The sequence below is a fragment of the Pseudomonas sp. MWU12-3103b genome (assembly GCF_023100615.1).
GTDB classification, from domain to species: Bacteria; Pseudomonadota; Gammaproteobacteria; order Pseudomonadales; family Pseudomonadaceae; genus Aquipseudomonas; species Aquipseudomonas putida_A.
The window spans coordinates 144,817-161,562 of record NZ_JALMEY010000003.1 but is presented as its reverse complement, the minus strand read 5'-3'; the positions used below and the strand labels follow the sequence as shown (position 1 = coordinate 161,562).

Here is a 16,746-nt window from a genome sequence, read left to right as displayed (position 1 = left end):
AAAGATCGCAGCCTGCGGCAGCTCCTACAGGGATTGTGTAGGAGCTGCCGCAGGCTGCGATCTTTTGCTTTTAAAGCAGCCCCTCGCTCTCCGGCAATTCATACGCAAGCGCCAGATTATTCGGCGCCCCCGCCTTGCCCGGCTTGCTCAACGTCGGCTCCTTCTCCAGGCACTCCACCAGATAATCGATGAATACCCGCAGCTTCGGCGGCAGGTAGCGCGTGGGCGAATGCAGCAACCACAGACCACCGTGGTAGGACGCGAGGAACGTCCACTCCGGCAGCACCTGCACGATCAACTTCTGCTCAAGCGCATAACGCGCGGTGAAATACGGCAAGCTGCCAATACCAATGTGCTGCAACACTGCCCCGAGCCGCACGCCGGTATGGTTGGCGGCATAGCGGCCACGCACGCCGACGGTCACCGCTTTGCTGCCCTTCTTGAATTTCCAGCGTGCATCGCTCGGGGTTTCCCCCAGATAGATGCAGCTGTGATTGAGCAAGTCATGCGGGTGGGTCGGCGTGCCGTGTTCGGCCAGGTATTGCGGGGTGGCGCAGAGCAAATGGTCGATGGTCAGCAACTGCCGTCCGACCAGACCGGCCGGCGGACGGTCAGTGATACGAATCGCCAGGTCGACATGATCGTCAATCAAATCAACCTGGCGGTCTTCCAGCAGCAACTCGACATCGACTTTCGGATAACGCCGCAAAAACTCGGGCATGTGCGGATGAATCACGAAACGCCCGACCGCTTTCGGCACACTGACCCGCACCAGCCCTTCCGCCTCGTGGGTGAACTGCCCACTGATCTCCATCACCGATTTGGCGGCGCTGACCATCTCCTGACAGCGCTTGAACACTTCCTCGCCACCGTCACTCAAGCGCAGTTTGCGCGTAGTGCGCTGCAACAAACGCGTGGCCAAGGCCTTTTCCAGGCGGGAAATGCTGCGACTGATCGCCGACGGCGACGAGCCCAACTGGCGGGCCGCCTCGGAAAAACTGCCGGTCTCTACGACCTTGACGAAGATCGCCATTTCACCGAGCAGTGGCAGCGGAAGATTGATGCTCACAGCGCACAAGTCCTTTGATGTTTGAACGGATTATCACGTTATTGCACGATTCATATAATAAAAACAGACACTTTAATAAGGGCATGGAATATGACGCTTCGCCTCTTTTTCCATAGTGATGACCTCAAGGCTAATGTGGAAGTCCTCGACTGCACGCCCCACGAGAACGAATTTGTCGTGGTGCTGCGCGCCACGTTGTTTCATCCGCAAGGCGGTGGTCAGCCTTGTGACACCGGCATGATCGGCGAAAGCCAGGTGCTGCGCGTGGTGCAGGAACCTGACCGGATCGTGCATTACGTCGATCGTCCGGTAAAACCCGGCATGACCTGTATTCACGTGGATGAACAACGTCGCCGCTACAACACCCGCATGCACTCGGCCGGGCACCTGATCGGGCATTTCGTGCAGGCCATGGGCTGGACGCCGATCAAGGCGCACCACTGGCCGGACGAGGGCCGAGTGCAATTCAAGCCGGGCGATGCCGCTCAGGAAGTCGACGCGCCAACCGTTCAACACGGTATCAGTCAGTGGATCGAACACGATCTGCCGCGCCTGACCTCACTGCGCGAAGGCGCGCGGGAAATCGGTTTTGGCGAGCTGCCGGCCTATGGCTGCGGTGGCACCCATGTACGCAGCCTGAAGGATTTGGGCACAGTCACGATCGCCTCGCTTTCGCAGAAGAAAGGCACTTTATCCGTCCACTACAGCGTGGATTAAGCTTCTCGGGCGCTGCTTCGCGCAGCGTCCGACGCCGGGGGAACCGCACTCGCCGGTTCCGTTGACTATCGATAGATGGACCTAAAAACAATGATGCTAGACGTCGAGCGTCTCGATGAGACGTGCATAAAAAAACTGGCCAACGAAGAAGTCCTCGCCATCCGCGTCAAAGGCTTCTTGCCCGAGCCGCTGGCGATCGAGATTGGCGACAAGATTCTTGCACCGGGCTTTGAGGGCTACATCAACGCGCCGAGCATCGGCCGGATCGGCATGGCGTTTTACGAGGCGGAAAACCAGCCGCTGCTGATCGAGGACTACTTCGAGCGCGCCACCCGCAACATCGCCGAACTGCGCGAGCGCTGTGCGCCCTATTCCTCGCCGGTCGACACCCTGCGCTGCATGCTCGACGAGTCGTGGCCGGCCGGCGCGCATCTGGAAAACCTCTATGGCCGCAAGATGTATGTCGGCCTGTCGCGGGTAGTCAAACCCGGCGTGTGCTTCCTCGCACACCACGACATTTTCGCCAAGGACGCCCCGGACAGCTTTCAGGCCCGCAGCCTGGAGGCGCAGTTCGCCTGCAACGTCTACCTGAACATGCCGACCGAGGGCGGCGCGTTGCAAATGTGGGACGACGACATCACCCCGGATCAGTTCGACCAGATGCGCGGCGACAGTTACGGCATCGACCCGGCGCTGCTCGGCCCACCGACCCTGGAAGTGCGGCCGGAGCCGGGCGATTTCATCATGTTCAATTCGCGCTGCATGCACTCGGTGACCCCGGGCGTGGCGGATCCGCGTCTGAGCCTTTCGTTCTTTGTCGGCTATCGCGGCAATGCTTCACCCCTGACCTTCTGGAGCTGAGATGTTATCGAACTACCTGGGCGAGTTTCTGGCGCTGGCCACCATTCACTTTCTGGCCGTGGTCGCTCCCGGCCCGGACTTTGCCGTGACCATTCGCCAAAGCGTGCGCTTCGGCCGACTGGTGGGCATCTGCACCGCACTGGGCATCGGCGCCGGCATTTCGGTGCACGTTCTCTACACCTTGCTCGGCGTTGGCGCCCTGATGCACACCACGCCGTGGTTGCTGACGGTGGCCAAGGTGATCGGTGGCGCATACATCTTTTACCTCGGCATCAGCCTGATCCGCAGTAAACCGAAGACCACGCTCGAAGGCGAAAAAAGCGCTGACGAACCGCTGGTCGAGCAGTCGCTGTTCAAGGCGTTCAGCACCGGTTTTCTGACCAATGCCACCAACCCCAAGGCCACGCTGTTCTTCCTGGCGATTTTCACCACGATCATCAGCGCCAGCACCCCGCTGAATATTCAGGCGCTGTACGGGGTGTGGATGTGCTTCGTCAATGCGCTGTGGTTCGTGATCGTCGCGCTGTTTTTCTCCAGCAGCCGGGTACGCACCCTGTTCATGCGCATGGGCCATTGGTTCGAGCGCAGCATGGGCGTGATCCTGATTCTGTTCGCCGGGAGGTTGGTGCTGTCGATGTAAAAACGACACCCAAAGACAAGGCCCGGTCAGTTGCACACTGCTCGGGCCTTTTTCGTTTGTGCGCCGCTTTTGCATTTCTGTGCGACGGATCCCACTTCAGGGGCTCCCCTTCAACACCTTCGCGGTGTTAGTTTGGAAAAGATTTGTTTCAACTTTCAAACACTTCCACTCAACTGCCTGCAAAGGAATGCCCACCGCAATGAATTTTTCTCTCAAGCGCCTGGCCGCTGCCAGCCTGATCCTGGCCAGCTTTTCTGCGTTCACCCTGCCCGCGCAGGCCAACATCACTCCGCAACAGAGCGCAGCCATTCTCAAGAGTTTCGATGAGGCGAGCCTCACCGACTTCCGCCAGTTTCTGGGTGCCGTAGGCAAGAGCGACCTGGGTAAAACCGACAACCTCGGCCCGGCAATCAACGCCTTTCTCGACAACAAGACCCCGAGCGCGGAACAGCAGAACGAGATCTACCGCCTGCTGGGCATTTACACCCGCGCCAAGTACGGCAAAGCCGCCCTGGAAACCCTGCGCGAACTGGTGGAAATCCCGACCTTCCAGAAAGAAGGCGTGGCCCAGCACGACAATCCGGAGTTCATCAAGATCGCCGAAAAGATCAAGAACCTGGCCGAATCGTTCAACCTGAAGTTCCGCAACGTCGACAACCGCGTCTATGAAGTCTCCCTCGACGGCAGCGGCGACGAAGTCGTGGGCATTCACGCGCATGCCGACGTGGTGCCGGTCACCCCGGAAAACTGGGTGCTGAAGGACGGCACCAAACTCGACCCGTTCAAAGTCACGCTGATCGGCGACCGCATGTACGGTCGCGGCACCGAGGACGACAAGAACGGCATCGTCGTCGCGATGTACGCGATGAAAGTGATCAAGGAAGAAAAGCTGCCGCTGGCACGCAACTTCAAACTGCTGGTGGACACCACCGAAGAAACCACCGGCGACGCGATCCCGTATTACTTCGAACACAACCCGACGCCGAACTACAACATGGCGCTGGACGGTGGCTACCCGGTGGTCATTGCCGAGAAAGGCTACGGCACGGTCATGGCCAATTTCCCGCTGCGCAAGGCTGAAGGCAGCGGCGCAGAAATCATCTCGATGACCGGCGGCCTGGCAACCAACCAGATTCCATCGGTTTCGGTGGCGACACTCGTCACCGACAAGCCTGAGCAACTGGCCGCGAGTCTGCAGAAAGCCGGCAGCGAATACGCGAAAAAACACGGTGGTGACTTCGAAGTCGCGGCCAAGGTTGACGGCAAAGACGTCAAGCTGAGCGTCACCGGTGTGTCAGCGCACTCCTCCGAACCCGAGTCCGGCGTCAACCCGGTCGCGCGGATGCTCGACTTCATCAACAGCCTCGACGGCAAGGTGGTGCTCAAGCACAACCAGATCACCGACGCGGCGCGCTATGCGTCCAACAACTGGGGCCTGGATTATCTGGGTAAAAAACTCGGCGTGGGCTTCTCCGATTCGTTCATGGGCCCGCTGACCACCTCGCTGACCTACGTCGGCGTGGACGACAAGGCCTTCAAACTGGCAGTCAACCTGCGCGTGCCAAAGGGTAAATCGCCAGAAGTGCTGAAAAAGCAAATCGCTGACAAGCTGGCGGCCTGGAGCAAGAAATCCCACGTTGCTGTGGACTTCACTTACTCGATCGCCGAACCGATGTACCGCAATCCGGAAGGCGAATGGGTCAAGGCACTGCTGGCGGTGGCCACTGAAAACCTCGGCATGAAGCACGAGTTCGGCACGTCTGCCGGCGCGACCTCGGTGCATGAACTGCCGAACGGCGTGCAATTCGGCCTGGCCCGGCCTGAAGTCAAATACACCGGGCATACCGATGGCGAGTTCAAGACGGTTGACCAGTTCCTGCTCGACCTGCAGATCGTCACTGAGATGATGGGCCGTGTCGGCCAGCTACCGAAGCTCTGATAAGGCATGGGCCCGTAATTCAGCGGGCCTGAGTGAAAACAAAAAAGGACCCGAAGGTCCTTTTTTGTTGCGTGCTGAATGCTGCACAAACAAAAACGCCGATCATCACTGATCGGCGTTTTTGTGAAATTGGAGCGGGAAACGAGACTCGAACTCGCGACCCCGACCTTGGCAAGGTCGTGCTCTACCAACTGAGCTATTCCCGCAATGGCGTCCCCTAGGGGACTCGAACCCCTGTTACCGCCGTGAAAGGGCGGTGTCCTAGGCCACTAGACGAAGGGGACAGGCTACAACTTTCACTAATAAAAACGCCGCTCACTGAGCGGCGCTTTTAGAATTTGGAGCGGGAAACGAGACTCGAACTCGCGACCCCGACCTTGGCAAGGTCGTGCTCTACCAACTGAGCTATTCCCGCAAATGGCGTCCCCTAGGGGACTCGAACCCCTGTTACCGCCGTGAAAGGGCGGTGTCCTAGGCCACTAGACGAAGGGGACACGCTACCCGGAACACATGGTGTGTGTTTCGGTGTCCAGACCCGCATCCGAAGACTTGGTTCTGGTTTCACTCAGCCCCGCCCGAAAGCAGTGCTGTTTAAAATTGGAGCGGGAAACGAGACTCGAACTCGCGACCCCGACCTTGGCAAGGTCGTGCTCTACCAACTGAGCTATTCCCGCATTGGCGTCCCCTAGGGGACTCGAACCCCTGTTACCGCCGTGAAAGGGCGGTGTCCTAGGCCACTAGACGAAGGGGACACGCTACAACATTCACTCCCTGCCGCGTTTCGCTGTGTGCTTTACGCTGCAAGTGGCGCGCATTCTATGGATGGTTTGAGAGGTCGTCAACCCCCGAATATAAATTTATTTAAATCAATGACTTCGACCTGCTTTACGGGAGCATTCGGGCTTTTCCGTCGCCCGACGATTGACGCCTATATTCCGCCACCCGCCAAGGCGTTATAGTCCGCAACACAATGATGGCAATCTGCGCACCTTGCGCCAGCATTCATATAAGCAGTGTGCAGCCGATATAGACAGAAGCTGCTGAATCAACTCGTCGAGCGGCGCTGGGCGCCTGAATGTCCAGCCACTACACTCGCATGCGAACCCTATAAAGAGGTCTTACCGGTGACACCACTCATGATCACCCTGCTAGTCATAGCCGGGATCGCAATTCTGATCGCCATTGGCTACATGAACCATGTGGTGGAAAACAACAAACTGGAGAAGGCCCGCACCAAAGTCGAACTCAACGACCGCCTGCGCCGCTGCGGCGAACTGACCGAAACCTTCCCCGGCCAGTTCATGACCCCGGCACTCAAGCTGCTGCTGACCCGTCTGGAGCTGAACGTCTGCCAACGTCTGCTGAACCTGGAAAAAACCAGTGCCACGACCAAGGCACGGATCACCGAACTCAGCGCACTGGTGGCCCAAGGCGAATCGATCCCGGTCAACAACCCGCCGGCACCGATCCTGACCGAAGCCAAAGCCAAGGACGTCCGTTTCCTGCTCGAAGCCCTGCACGGCCAGATCACCCGCGCCGCCCACGACGGCTTCCTGCCACCGAACGAAGCCAAACACTGGATCAAGGAAGTCCGCCACATCCTGGTCCTGCTGCACATCGAATTCTTCAACAACCTCGGCCAACAATCCCTGCAACAAAACCAACCCGGCCAGGCCCGCCTCGCCTTCGAACGCGGCGTGCAATACCTGCGCAAACAGCAAGACCCGCAGATGTACTCGGAACAACTGCAATACCTGGAAAAACTCCTGGCCCGCGCCAATGCCCAGGTCATGGACAAGATTGCCCCGGTTGAAGGCGAAGTGAACCAGTTGACCGAAGGCCTCAAAGAAGTCGAAGCCGATGCGGACTGGAAGAAGAAAGTGATTTACGACTGATGGTCGAGAGTTAAGAGAAGCCACCGAGAGGTGGCTTTTTTGTGGGGGGTGGGCTGACTGCCATTGCGAACATTCAGTTAGAGATTGGTTGGCAGTCAGGCCTCTTCGCGAGCAAGCCCGCTCCCACAGTGGGCATGAGTTTATTCAGTTGGAGATTGGTCGGCTGTCAGGCAGCCTTCGCTGGCAAGCCAGCTCCCACAGTTGGAATGGGGGCGCTCAGTTGGAGACTGGTCGGCTGTCAGGCCGCCTTCGCTGGCAAGCCAGCTCCCACAGTTGGAATGGGGGCGCTCAGTTGGAGACTGGTCGGCTGTCAGGCCGCCTTCGCTGGCAAGCCAGCTCCCACAGTTGGAATGGGGGCGCTCAGTTGGAGATTGGTCGGCTGTCAGGCCGCCATCGCTGGCAAGCCAGCTCCCACAGTTGGAATGGGGGCGCTCAGTTGGAGACTGGTCGGCTGTCAGGCCGCCTTCGCTGGCAAGCCAGCTCCCACAGTTGGAATGGGGGCGCTCAGTGGAGACTGGTCGGCTGTCAGGCCGCCTTCGCGAGCAGGCTCACTCCTACAGAAGAGCGAGATAGTGCACCGCCTCGCTCTTCACCACTCAAATGGCCGAGTGTCAGCTCGCCGAAAGCTCTTGATCTTGCCGTGCCGGCCCCGTCGGCAGGCTGAGTGGAGGGGTTCATCCGGGGGTGGGAGCGCAGCGACCGTTTGGCGCAGCCAAACACATCGAGAGGAGGTGCAGCGAAGCAAACCGGAGGCGATGCGCCCGGATGAATCCCGCAACGAAGGAACCCGAGCCACGGCGAGGGCCGTACGTTGGGGCCAAAGACCTTTGCTTCCTTTGGGGCGTTTGCCAAAGGGAGTCGCTGTAAGAGCGAAACCGCCAGCCGCAGCCCCCGAAGCAACGGATATTCACCCAAAACCCCAAGAACCTGGTCGGCCCAGAGGCCGCCAAGTCAAAGCCGAAAATGCCCAACCATCCCCTTGAGCTCCCCCCCCAACCGCGCCAGCTCAACACTCGAAACCGCATTCCCCCGCATCGCCATCGAAGACTGATCCGCACTCGCACGAATACTCGTAACACTGCGATTGATCTCCTCAGCCACCGAACTCTGCTCCTCCGCCGCCGCCGCAATCTGCTGATTCATCTGCTGAATCAACGAAACCGCCGCCGCAATACTGCCCAGCGCACTCTCGGTCTGCAGCGTGTCACTGACCGCCAGCTTCACCAACTCACCACTGCTCTGAATCTGCTGCACCGACGAATGCGCCGCCGAACGCAACGCACTGACCAGACGCTCGATCTCCTCGGTGGATTGTTGTGTACGCCGCGCCAACGCGCGAACCTCATCAGCCACCACCGCAAAGCCCCTGCCCTGTTCCCCGGCCCGCGCCGCCTCGATCGCGGCGTTGAGCGCCAGCAGATTGGTCTGCTCGGCAACGCTCTTGATCACATCCAGCACCGTACCGATGTTCTGGATCTGCGCACTGAGGCTTTCGATGCTCGAACTGGCTGATGTCGCCGAATCCGCCAGTTGCTCGATCCGCACCATGCTCTGGCGCACCACCTGCTGCCCGCTCTCGACCTTGGCATCCGCCGTTTGTGCGGCCAGCGCGGCTTCCTCGGCATTGCGCGCCACGTCATGCACGGTGGCGGTCATCTGGTTCATGGCCGTGGCCACTTGCTCGGTCTCTTCCTTCTGGCTGTTGACCTCAAGGTTGGTCTGCTCGGTTACCGCCGACAGCGATTGCGCGGAACTGGCCAACTGCTCGATGCCCGCCTGCAAACCGCTGACGATCGTGCTCAGCCCGGTGCCCATCTGCTGCATCGCCAGCATCAGTTGCCCGATCTCATCACGCCGGGTGACCTCCACCCTCGCACTCAAATCCCCGGCCGCAATCTGCTGTGCCACCCGCATCACACTGCGCAACGGCGCGACGATCAACCGGGTAATGACCCACGCGGCAATCAGCCCGACCAGCAACGCCAGCGCCGAAGAACCGATGATCAACGCCGAGTTCTTCTTCAATTCCGCCTGCATCGCGCCGTCCTCGGCGCCATACGCCTGATCCACGCGCTCCATCACCTGCGCCGCACGCTGGTGCAACTGTTCGTAGACGGTTTTTTCCTGGGCCAGCAGGCCGGTGTACTCGGCGAGCTTGTCGTTGAAACCGGCGATGTGCCCGGACACTTCATTGAGTACCGTCAGGTAGCCCTCATCCTTGACCGTGGTCTTCAACTGCTCGGCCTGAGCCTGCGCCTGGGCGGCCTGCTCGATATTGCCCTTGCCGGCACTGTCGGCATCGCCCTTGCGGCTCTGATCCAGACGAACCCGCGCCTCGTTCATCGCCTGCAACATCAGCCGCGACACCTGGCTGACCTGGCTGGCCTGTTCGATGAACTGTGCGCCGTCCTTGCCTTCGGTGTCCTTCAAGGTATACGCGCCATCATCGGCCAGACCGGCCTGCAGTACGTCCAGGTTATTGGCCACGCTGGACACCGACCAACTGGCCATTTCCAGCGCCAGATCCTTGGCCTGGGTCAGCGAGACAAACTCATCGAAAGCCTTGCGATAAGCGCCCAGTGCCTGTTCGACATCGCTCATCACCGCCACGTTGGCCGGGGACTGCGCCTTGAGTTGCGCGGCCTGAGCCAGCAAACCGTCTACGCCTTCGTGCAAGGCATCGACGGTTTTCGGGTTGCTGTGCAGCGCATAGTCCTGCTCCAGCAGCCGCACCTTGAGCAGTGCACTGTTGAGCGACGACATCTGCTTCAGCCCATCGAAGCGCTGACTGATGGTCTGCAGGGACCAGACACCAATGGCAGCCACCAGCGCAGTCAACAGCAGCACCAGCACGAACCCGATACCCAGTTTCTTCGCCATACCGAGGTTGGCAAAACGTCCTTGCACGGCGGAAATCATTGCGCGTAGTCCCCTGCCAAAGTCTGTTGCCGAAGATTCGCAACGGCCATGGAGCAGCACAAGTCTCTGGCGTCGGAATAATGGCAAAAAGCTACGCACGCGTCGTTTTCAGAACGCTTGAGGTCGATTCACACCGGTACTGCGAAAAAACTGCCGGGCCCTCGGATCACAGGCATAGGCCACGTTGATCCGCTGCCACTCACTGGGTTCGCCACTCGGACTGAAGGCTCCCGGGTCGCAAAGGCTGACACCATTGCACTGCGCCTGACTGTGCAAGCGGCCAGTATCGCCCAGCGGGGCACGGGCCCAGATGAACAGGCCGCCACACGGCTTACCGAAAACCTCCCAGTCGGCGTCTTCCAGCGCCTGCAACGCGGCGACCCGATCGGTATTCAACCGTTGACGCTGGCGCTGGACCATTTTGCGATAGGCGCCATTGGCCAGAAGACTGGTCAGCACCGCCTCATTGAAACTCGAAGCGCCCATGCTACTGATCATCTTGATTCGCCCCAGCCGCGCAATCAGCGCTGGCTCGGCGTACACAAACCCGACGCGCAGCGAGCTGCTCAGTGTCTTGGAAAAGCTGCCGACATAGATCACTCGCTCATCGAGTGCCGCCAGGCGTGTGCCATTGCCATTGTGCAGGTCGGCGTAGACATCGTCCTCGATCACTCGCACATCGTGAGCGTTGCACAACCGCAGGATCTGTTGGGCAACGCCAAGTGTCAGGCAAGAGCCGGTGGGATTGTGGTGGTGACTGTTGATGAACATCGCGACCGGCCGGAACTGCCGCAACAGTGCTTCCAGCGCTTGGGGATCCGGCCCGCTCGGCGTGCGGCGCACTTCCAGCAACTGCACGCCGTACAGGCGCAACAGCTCGAACAGCGGCGCATAGCCCGGGGTTTCGACGACAACGCAGTCACCGGCCTTCAACAATGTGCGCGCGAGCAGATCAAGCGCCTGGCTCGCACCGGAGGTCGTCAGCACCTGTTCATCCAGAGCCTCGACGCCGATCAGCCTGAGGCGTTTGACGATCTGCTCGCGTAACGCCGGCAGCCCCAGCGGGCTGCTGTAATTGAACAGACTCGCCATGTCGGTACGGGCCACCTGACGGATCGCATAACTCAGGTCGTCGGATTCACGCCAGCTCTGCGGCAAGCCTCCCTCGCCGAGTTTCAACCCGCTGTGTGCCTGCCCGCAGTCAATCCCGATCACCCCACCGCCCTGCGCGGCCACCATGAACCCGGCGCCCTGACGCGGGGCCAGAACGCCTTGCGCCACCAGCCGTTCGCAGGCCTCGGCCACACACGACTGACTCAGCAGATTGGAGCGCGCAATCTGCCTGACGGAGGGCAAGCGCGTGCTCGGCGCCACACCGCTTCGCGAGATCCACTCAGTCATGCCATCAACAATCTGCTGTACGACCGGCACCATTGCCTGTCGGTCAATTCTCAATTCCATGAGCACGCAAACTCCTGTCCATTTTGCTGGCGGCAGTAAATCACAGCCGCGTCGCTCAGGCTGTGCGACAACGCCGTCAAAAGCAGCCGTTCTAACCGTTTGATACACATTGTTTAGCGGTTTAACGGAACTGGCGCCCAGCAACAGGAAAACCAGCACTGAGGCGGGTTCCAGAGTCTTGCCACTCGGCGTCAGAAAGCCGTGACGCCGCCATCCACGGCCAGGGAATGACCGGTGGTAAACGCCGCGCCATCGCTGCACAGATACAGCACGGCGCTGGCGATTTCCTCGACCTTGCCGATGCGCCCCACTGGGTGCATCGCGTTGGCGAATTCGCCTTTCTTCGGGTCAGCCTCGTAAGCGCGACGGAACATGTCGGTGTCGATCACCGCCGGGCACACGGCGTTGACGCGGATTTTCTTCTTCGCGTATTCGATCGCCGCCGACTTGGTCAGGCCGATCACCGCGTGTTTCGACGCCGCATAAATGCTCATCTTCGGCGCCGCACCAAGCCCCGCCACCGACGCGGTGTTGACGATCGCCCCGCCGCCCTGAGCGAGCAACAACGGCAACTGGTACTTCATGCACAACCACACACCTTTGACGTTGACGCCCATGATCGCGTCGAACTCGTCCATCGAGCCGTCGGCCAGTTTGCCTTGCTCGATTTCGATCCCGGCATTGTTGAAGGCGTAGTCCAGGCGACCGTAGGTATTGATCACCTCATCCATCAGATTCTTCACTTCGCTTTCGACGGTAACGTTGCAGCGTACGAAGGTCGCTTCGCCGCCGGCTGTACGAATCAGCGCCACGGTGCCTTCGCCCCCTGCCGTATCCAGGTCGGCCACCACCACTTTCAAACCTTCGGCGGCGAACGCCTGGGCGGTCGCCCGGCCGATACCGTTGGCCGCTCCGGTGACTACGACCACTTGGCCGGAAAACGTCATGCTCATTGTTATGTCCTCGAAGGGAGAGATGCAGGAGGGATATGCAGACTCGCAGCATAGTCACCGGGGCCCGTCCCGAGTCAGCACTATCAGAAGGCTGTTTATGCCTTCATCCGTCGCAGTGATAAAAGCCTGTGGGCCACTATCACTGCACTGGATCATTGCGCATTCGCCACATCAGCCGACCTTGCAGCATTGGCCTCGAGGGTCTATCAACAAGGCTTCATTCAGTTCGAGTGCCTGCCATGACCAGTCAGACCAATCGCCAGTTCCTCCTCGCCAAACGCCCGGTGGGGGCAGCGACCCGTGAGACCTTCACTTACCAGGAGGTCCCGGTCGGCGAACCGGGCGCTGGTCAGATACTGGTGAAAAACCAATACCTGTCCCTCGACCCGGCCATGCGCGGCTGGATGAACGAGGGCAAGTCCTACATCCCGCCGGTAGAAATCGGTGAAGTCATGCGCGCCTTGGGCGTGGGCCAGGTCATCGCTTCGAACAACCCGGGCTTTGCCGTCGGCGACTACGTCAACGGCGCCCTCGGCGTGCAGGATTATTTCCTTGGCGAACCCAGAGGTTTCTACAAAGTCGATCCGAAACTGGCGCCGCTGCCGGTGTATCTGTCCGCCCTTGGCATGACCGGCATGACCGCCTACTTCGCCCTGCTCGACGTCGGCACACCGAAGGCTGGCGACACCGTGGTGTTGTCGGGAGCTGCCGGGGCAGTGGGCAGCATTGCCGGACAGATCGCCAAGATCAAAGGCTGCCGGGTCGTCGGCATCGCCGGTGGTGCCGACAAGTGCAAATACCTGATCGATGAACTGGGCTTCGACGGCGCTATCGATTACAAGCACGAAGACGTGCTGGCCGGACTCAAGCGTGAGTGCCCGAAAGGCGTCGACGTGTATTTCGATAACGTCGGCGGCGAGATCCTCGACGCTGTGCTCAGCCGTCTGGCGCCGAAAGCCCGGGTGGTGATCTGCGGCGCCATCAGCCAGTACAACAACAAAGAAGCGGTCAAAGGCCCGGCCAACTACCTGTCACTGCTGGTCAATCGTGCGCGCATGGAAGGCTTTGTGGTGATGGACTATGCCGCGCAATACGCCGGTGCCGCGCAGGAAATGGCCGGCTGGATGGCCAAAGGGCAGCTCAAGAGCAAGGAAGACATCGTTGAAGGTCTGCAGACCTTTCCGGAGACGCTGATGAAATTGTTCAGCGGGGAGAATTTCGGCAAGTTGGTGCTGAAGGTCTGAAACTTAACGCGACAACACACCAAAAGCACTGTGGGAGCGGGCTTGCTCGCGAATGCGGTGGATCAGTCGATATCAATTTCGACTGATCCACCGCATTCGCGAGCAAGCCCGCTCCCACATTATTGGATCTTGCGTGTTTGATCAGGCCAGTTCGGCCACGACCGACGCCAGTGCCTTGGCCGGATCCGCCGCCTGGCTGATCGGACGGCCGATCACCAGATAATCGGAACCGGCATCCAGCGCCTGACGTGGCGTCAGGATACGGCGCTGGTCATCTTGCGCACTGCCCGCCGGGCGAATCCCCGGGGTCACCAGTTGCAGCGACGGGTGCGCCGACTTCAGTGCGGTGGCTTCCAGCGCCGAGCACACCAGACCGTCCATCCCGGCCTTCTCGGCCAGCGCAGCCAGACGCAGCACTTGCTCCTGCGGTTCGATATCCAGACCGATACCGGCCAGATCCTCACGCTCCATGCTGGTCAGCACGGTCACACCGATCAGCAACGGCTGCGGGCCGCTGCGCTTGGAAAGCTCTTCACGGCAGGCGGCCATCATGCGCAGACCACCGGAGCAATGCACGTTGACCATCCATACGCCCATCTCGGCAGCGGCTTTCACGGCCATCGCGGTGGTGTTGGGAATGTCGTGGAATTTCAGGTCGAGGAACACCTCGAAGCCTTTGTCACGCAAGGTGCCGACGATTTCCGCGGCGCAACTGGTGAACAGTTCCTTGCCCACTTTGACCCGGCACAGTTTCGGGTCCAACTGGTCGGCCAGCTTCAGTGCGGCGTCACGGGTGGGGAAATCCAGGGCGACGATGATAGGAGTCTGGCAGGCGGACATGGATGGGCTCTCAGGCAAGTCGAAATCGGCGCGCATTGTAGCGGAAGCGGCGGCGGCGCGGCACCCGATGATCGGTAAATCGTCGCCGCAAACGTGATCAGCATAGCGCTCGCGGCTATTGTGTCGAACCCGATACACAACCGACACGCCGCCAACAAGCGTGCGCGCTAGCCTCGCCAGCCGCAACACGTCCTTACATCAGCACTTCCCGCCTCACGGCAGGACGCCTATGCTGAAACCACCACCTCGCAGCCCATCTTTGTGGTTGGCGGCCTACTGGCAGATGAACAGCCCCATGCACAACACCCAGACCACCGTGACTGATGAGCAGAAAGACGACAAGCGCTGGAGCATCCGTGCGCTGATCGTCGATGACGATGTGCCGATCCGCGAGCTGATGATCGACTACCTCGCGCGTTTCAACATCCACGCCAGCGGCGTCACCGACGGCGCGGCCATGCGCCAGGCCATGCTGGCGGAACATTTCGACGTGGTGGTCCTAGACCTGATGTTGCCCGGCGAAGACGGCCTGTCGCTGTGCCGCTGGCTGCGCGCCGAATCGGACATCCCGATCCTGATGCTCACCGCCCGCTGCGAACCCACCGACCGCATCATCGGCCTGGAACTGGGTGCCGATGACTACATGGCCAAACCGTTCGAACCACGGGAACTGGTAGCGCGGATCCAGACCATCCTGCGTCGGGTACGCGATGACCGCACCGAACAGCGCGCCAACATCCGCTTCGACAACTGGCGCTTGAACAGCGTGCTGCGGCAGTTGATCGCCGACGATGGCCTGGTAGTGCCGCTGTCCAACGCCGAATTCCGCCTGCTCTGGGTCTTCATCGAACGCCCGCGCCGGGTACTCAGCCGCGAACAACTGCTGGATGCCGCCCGTGGCCGCTCGATCGAGGCGTTCGACCGCAGCATCGATTTGCTGGTGTCGCGCCTGCGGCAAAAACTCGGCGACGACCCGAAAGCCCCGCAGTTGATCAAAACCGTGCGCGGTGAAGGTTACCTGTTCGACGCGCGAGACATCGGCTGATGCGAGCGCGCTTCGACACGCTGTTCGGCCGCCTGTTTGGCATGCTGTTCGTGGCGATCGTCCTGGCGCACCTGCTGGCCTTTGCCTGGTTTCATCACTATGGGCCACCCCCACCGCCGCCCCCGCCGGAATTTGCCGAGGGCGTCGACGGCCAACGGCCACCGCCGGATCCGCGTTTCGCCCATCGCCCGCCGCGTCCGTGGTTCGGCGGGCCGCTGGTGCCGCTGACCTTCCAGTTCATCTCGCTGATGATCGCTGCGTGGTACGGCGCCAAACTGCTCAGCCGGCCGATCCAGCGCCTGAGCGATGCTGCCGAACGCCTCAGCGAAAACCTCGACAGCCCGCCGCTGGACGAGTCCGGCCCGCGTGAAGCCCGACAAGCCGCGAACACCTTCAACCTGATGCAACAACGCATTCGTGAACAGGTGCAGCAGCGAGCACGCATGCTCGGCGCCGTCTCCCACGACCTGCGCACGCCGCTGTCGCGGTTGAAGCTGCGCCTGGAACAGATCGACGACGAAAAACTGCAAGGTCAGATGCGCCAGGACCTTAACGACATGATCGGCATGCTCGACGCCACCCTCACCTACCTGCACGAACAGCGCACCAGCGAAGCGTTGCAGTTGATGGATGTGCAGGCGCTGGTCGAATCGTTGTGCGAGAACGCTCAGGATCAAGGTGCAGACGTTGAAGTCAGCGGCCATTGCGCACCGCTGCAGGTGCAGCCGATGGCGCTGCGCTCGTGCATCAACAACCTGATGGACAACGCCCTGCGCTACGCCGGACAGGCACGCATCGAACTGCAGGATCAACGCGAGCAACTGCTGATCCGCGTGATCGACCACGGCCCGGGGATTGCCGAAGACAAGCGCGAGGCGGTGTTCGAACCGTTCTTTCGCCTGGAAGGCTCGCGCAACCGCAACTCCGGCGGCGTCGGCCTGGGCATGACCATCGCCCGCGAGGCAGCGCAGCGTTTGAGTGGCCAGTTGAATCTGGAAGAAACCCCGGGTGGCGGCCTGACCGCAATCATCCGCCTACCGCGCACTTAAGAAACACACCTATCCACCGTGGGAGCGGGCTTGCTCGCGAAAGCGGTGTGTCAGTCGACTTCTGTGTTGAATGATCGGCCGCCTTCGCGAGCAAGCCCGCTCCCACAGAGGATT

At 60.6% G+C, this 16,746-nt stretch carries 13 protein-coding genes and 6 tRNA genes; 8 read left to right on the top strand and 11 right to left on the bottom strand.

What is annotated here, in order from left to right; all coding sequences use genetic code 11:
• Positions 1–70 precede the first annotated feature (70 nt).
• Complete coding sequence (locus M0808_RS06800) at positions 71–1,069, bottom strand: LysR family transcriptional regulator (protein WP_027612331.1); 999 nt, start codon at positions 1,067–1,069, stop codon at positions 71–73.
• Between the two features lie 90 nt (positions 1,070–1,159).
• On the opposite strand from M0808_RS06800, the gene M0808_RS06795 reads away from it, so the two are divergent.
• From M0808_RS06795 to M0808_RS06780, 4 genes are all read left to right on the top strand, one after another.
• Positions 1,160–1,786, top strand: coding sequence for an alanyl-tRNA editing protein (locus tag M0808_RS06795; protein WP_247840431.1), 627 nt, complete (start codon positions 1,160–1,162; stop codon positions 1,784–1,786).
• Positions 1,787–1,876: 90 nt separating this feature from the next.
• The gene (locus tag M0808_RS06790; RefSeq protein ID WP_047600411.1) at positions 1,877–2,647 is read left to right on the top strand and encodes a 2OG-Fe(II) oxygenase; all 771 of its coding nucleotides are present in this window, start codon (positions 1,877–1,879) and stop codon (positions 2,645–2,647) included.
• 1 nt (position 2,648) lies between these two features.
• Positions 2,649–3,287 (top strand): LysE family translocator, encoded by a 639-nt coding sequence (locus tag M0808_RS06785; protein WP_096797798.1) that lies wholly within the window; start codon positions 2,649–2,651, stop codon positions 3,285–3,287.
• A 199-nt stretch (positions 3,288–3,486) separates the two neighbouring features.
• Positions 3,487–5,226: a dipeptidase gene (locus tag M0808_RS06780; RefSeq protein WP_247840429.1), complete on the top strand. Its 1,740-nt coding sequence runs from the start codon at positions 3,487–3,489 to the stop codon at positions 5,224–5,226.
• 130 nt (positions 5,227–5,356) lie between these two features.
• On the opposite strand, the gene M0808_RS06775 is transcribed toward M0808_RS06780, so the two are convergent.
• From M0808_RS06775 to M0808_RS06750, 6 genes are all read right to left on the bottom strand, one after another.
• Positions 5,357–5,432 (bottom strand) — tRNA-Gly (locus tag M0808_RS06775).
• Positions 5,433–5,434: 2 nt separating this feature from the next.
• A tRNA-Glu gene (locus M0808_RS06770) sits at positions 5,435–5,510 on the bottom strand.
• A gap of 55 nt (positions 5,511–5,565) precedes the next feature.
• A tRNA-Gly gene (locus tag M0808_RS06765) sits at positions 5,566–5,641 on the bottom strand.
• Between the two features lie 3 nt (positions 5,642–5,644).
• Positions 5,645–5,720, bottom strand: a tRNA-Glu gene (locus M0808_RS06760).
• 104 nt (positions 5,721–5,824) lie between these two features.
• Positions 5,825–5,900 (bottom strand) — tRNA-Gly (locus tag M0808_RS06755).
• A gap of 2 nt (positions 5,901–5,902) precedes the next feature.
• Positions 5,903–5,978 (bottom strand) — tRNA-Glu (locus tag M0808_RS06750).
• 384 nt (positions 5,979–6,362) lie between these two features.
• On the opposite strand from M0808_RS06750, the gene M0808_RS06745 reads away from it, so the two are divergent.
• Positions 6,363–7,121: a hypothetical protein gene (locus M0808_RS06745; RefSeq protein WP_171061878.1), complete on the top strand. Its 759-nt coding sequence runs from the start codon at positions 6,363–6,365 to the stop codon at positions 7,119–7,121.
• A 951-nt stretch (positions 7,122–8,072) separates the two neighbouring features.
• On the opposite strand, the gene M0808_RS06740 is transcribed toward M0808_RS06745, so the two are convergent.
• From M0808_RS06740 to M0808_RS06730, 3 genes are all read right to left on the bottom strand, one after another.
• Entirely contained in the window at positions 8,073–10,040 is a 1,968-nt protein-coding gene (locus tag M0808_RS06740; protein WP_247840427.1) for a methyl-accepting chemotaxis protein, read from the bottom strand.
• 108 nt (positions 10,041–10,148) lie between these two features.
• Positions 10,149–11,501: a PLP-dependent aminotransferase family protein gene (locus tag M0808_RS06735; protein WP_098965056.1), complete on the bottom strand. Its 1,353-nt coding sequence runs from the start codon at positions 11,499–11,501 to the stop codon at positions 10,149–10,151.
• A 191-nt stretch (positions 11,502–11,692) separates the two neighbouring features.
• Positions 11,693–12,454, bottom strand: coding sequence for an SDR family oxidoreductase (locus M0808_RS06730; protein WP_027612323.1), 762 nt, complete (start codon positions 12,452–12,454; stop codon positions 11,693–11,695).
• Between the two features lie 239 nt (positions 12,455–12,693).
• Between M0808_RS06730 and M0808_RS06725 the strand changes: the two genes are divergently transcribed.
• On the top strand, positions 12,694–13,698 hold the full coding sequence (locus tag M0808_RS06725; protein ID WP_247840425.1) for an NADP-dependent oxidoreductase: 1,005 nt from the start codon (positions 12,694–12,696) through the stop codon (positions 13,696–13,698).
• A 141-nt stretch (positions 13,699–13,839) separates the two neighbouring features.
• Here the strand turns inward: M0808_RS06725 and pyrF are convergent, their stop codons facing one another.
• Complete coding sequence (gene pyrF, locus M0808_RS06720; protein ID WP_047295723.1) at positions 13,840–14,538, bottom strand: orotidine-5'-phosphate decarboxylase; 699 nt, start codon at positions 14,536–14,538, stop codon at positions 13,840–13,842.
• Between the two features lie 295 nt (positions 14,539–14,833).
• Here pyrF and M0808_RS06715 point away from each other — a divergent pair, with 295 nt between their 5' ends.
• Both M0808_RS06715 and M0808_RS06710 read left to right on the top strand, forming a co-directional pair.
• Positions 14,834–15,583: a response regulator gene (locus M0808_RS06715; protein WP_027612321.1), complete on the top strand. Its 750-nt coding sequence runs from the start codon at positions 14,834–14,836 to the stop codon at positions 15,581–15,583.
• Positions 15,583–16,632, top strand: a complete 1,050-nt coding sequence (locus M0808_RS06710; protein WP_098965059.1) for an ATP-binding protein — start codon at positions 15,583–15,585, stop codon at positions 16,630–16,632. The genes M0808_RS06715 and M0808_RS06710 overlap by 1 nt, the downstream gene beginning before the upstream one ends.
• The last annotated feature ends 114 nt before the right edge of the window (positions 16,633–16,746 follow it).

Excerpts from the sequence above, each read along its gene's own strand:
- M0808_RS06710 (WP_098965059.1), top strand. The coding sequence starts at position 15,583 with ATGCGAGCGCGCTTCGACACGCTGTTCGGCCGCCTGTTTGGCATGCTG.
- M0808_RS06785 (WP_096797798.1), top strand. The coding sequence starts at position 2,649 with ATGTTATCGAACTACCTGGGCGAGTTTCTGGCGCTGGCCACCATTCAC.
- M0808_RS06780 (WP_247840429.1), top strand. The coding sequence starts at position 3,487 with ATGAATTTTTCTCTCAAGCGCCTGGCCGCTGCCAGCCTGATCCTGGCC.
- M0808_RS06790 (WP_047600411.1), top strand. The coding sequence starts at position 1,877 with ATGATGCTAGACGTCGAGCGTCTCGATGAGACGTGCATAAAAAAACTG.
- M0808_RS06745 (WP_171061878.1), top strand. The coding sequence starts at position 6,363 with ATGATCACCCTGCTAGTCATAGCCGGGATCGCAATTCTGATCGCCATT.
- M0808_RS06795 (WP_247840431.1), top strand. The coding sequence starts at position 1,160 with ATGACGCTTCGCCTCTTTTTCCATAGTGATGACCTCAAGGCTAATGTG.
- M0808_RS06740 (WP_247840427.1), bottom strand. The coding sequence starts at position 10,040 with ATGATTTCCGCCGTGCAAGGACGTTTTGCCAACCTCGGTATGGCGAAG.
- M0808_RS06735 (WP_098965056.1), bottom strand. The coding sequence starts at position 11,501 with ATGGAATTGAGAATTGACCGACAGGCAATGGTGCCGGTCGTACAGCAG.
- pyrF (WP_047295723.1), bottom strand. The coding sequence starts at position 14,538 with ATGTCCGCCTGCCAGACTCCTATCATCGTCGCCCTGGATTTCCCCACC.
- M0808_RS06725 (WP_247840425.1), top strand. The coding sequence starts at position 12,694 with ATGACCAGTCAGACCAATCGCCAGTTCCTCCTCGCCAAACGCCCGGTG.
- M0808_RS06730 (WP_027612323.1), bottom strand. The coding sequence starts at position 12,454 with ATGAGCATGACGTTTTCCGGCCAAGTGGTCGTAGTCACCGGAGCGGCC.
- M0808_RS06715 (WP_027612321.1), top strand. The coding sequence starts at position 14,834 with ATGCACAACACCCAGACCACCGTGACTGATGAGCAGAAAGACGACAAG.